Source organism: Clavibacter sp. MX14-G9D, from assembly GCF_032917815.1.
GTDB lineage: Bacteria > Actinomycetota > Actinomycetes > Actinomycetales > Microbacteriaceae > Clavibacter > Clavibacter michiganensis_K.
Genome location: NZ_JAVCVL010000369.1, coordinates 1 through 1,336, shown reverse-complemented (window position 1 = coordinate 1,336; position 1,336 = coordinate 1). Strand labels below are relative to the sequence as shown.

The 1,336-nt window shown below is 78.5% G+C and carries 2 protein-coding genes; both read left to right on the top strand.

The annotated features are described in order from the left end of the window. Positions 1-611, top strand: a 611-nt coding sequence (locus tag Q6969_RS15695) for a hypothetical protein (RefSeq protein ID WP_317231275.1), incomplete at its 5' end; no start/stop codon positions are given. Next, a partial coding sequence (locus Q6969_RS15690; RefSeq protein ID WP_317231274.1) for a hypothetical protein occupies positions 601-1,336 on the top strand: 736 nt, incomplete at its 3' end. The genes Q6969_RS15695 and Q6969_RS15690, both read left to right, overlap by 11 nt.

Sequence of the window (1,336 nt, the reverse complement as noted above, 5' to 3'; positions counted from 1 at the left end):
CCGCCGGGCTCCGGGTGCGCGACGCCGTGCTCACCCTCACAGGGATCGCGGGGGCGCTCGTCATCGCGTGGACGCTCCTCTCGCGCATCCTCGGGCTGTCGCTCGTGGTGCTCATGACGGGGTCCATGGCGCCGACGCTGCCGACCGGATCCGCCGCCGTGACGCTCGACGGCGTGCCGGCCGCGGACCTGCGGCCGGGCGACGTCGTGAAGGTGCCGCGACCGGGCTACGACCTGCCGGTCACGCACCGCGTCGTCTCCGTCGGACCCGTCACGGGCGAGGTGGAGCAGCTGTCGGCGGGAGTGGATCCCGCGGATCCCGCGGCCCGCCAGCTCGTGCTGCAGGGCGACGCGAACGCCACCGTCGACCCGTCGCCGTACGTGGTGACGGAGGCCGACCGCGTGCTCGGCGGCGCGCCCTACCTCGGCTACGCGAACCGCCTGCTGCACACGCCGCTCGTGATCGCGGGGCTCGCGGGCGCGCTGGTGCTGCTGCTCGTGGGCACGTCGTGGCCGACGGGGGAGCGCCGCGGGAGCCCGCGCGGCGACCGGGCGACCGGCCGCCGCTCGGCGGGCGGACCGCCCCGCCGCCCGGCCCGCCATGCGCGCTGAGGCGGGGTCGGCCGCCGCGCCGATCCCGCGCCGGTCCCCGCTCCGCTCCGCGCTCACCGCCGTCGCCGCGCTCGCGCTCGTGGGCGGCCTGAGCCTCATCGGCACGCGGGCCTCCGCCGTCCTCCTCGACGTGCCGGAGAACGGCACGCCCGGGTACCTCTCCCTCTCCTCCGATTGGAGCACCGCCATGCTGGACGTCTCGCCCGGCGCCCCCGGGCACTGGCTGATCTCCGCACGGCTGCGCGACGCGGACGTCGCGCGCCTCGCCGTGGAGATCCGCTCGGGCGGCGAGCTGGCCGAGGTCGACGCGGGCGTGCTCCTGCGGCTCGACCGCTGCGACGACGCCTGGATCCCCGCGCCCGCCGCCGATGGTCCGCACGCCGCGCCCGCGTGCGCCGGGGGATCCGCGCCCGTGCTCGCCGCGACCCCGATGAGCGCGTTCCGGGGCGAGGGTCCGCGGACGGGCCTCCCCGACATCACCGCCGCCGCGGGCGAGCACCTCCTCCTCACGGCGTCCGTCGACCCCGCGCTGTCGGGCGACTCCCGCGTGATGGGCCGCACCGGATCGCTCGCGGTCGGCCTCACGGCGGCGGGGTCGGATCCCGTGACCGCTGCCGTGCCGCCCGCGGTCGGCGGGATCCTGCCGCGCACGGGCTCCGCCGTCGACGTGGTCGCCGTCGCGCTGGCCGGAGCGGGCGCCCTCGCGCTGGGCCTGCTGCTGCGGC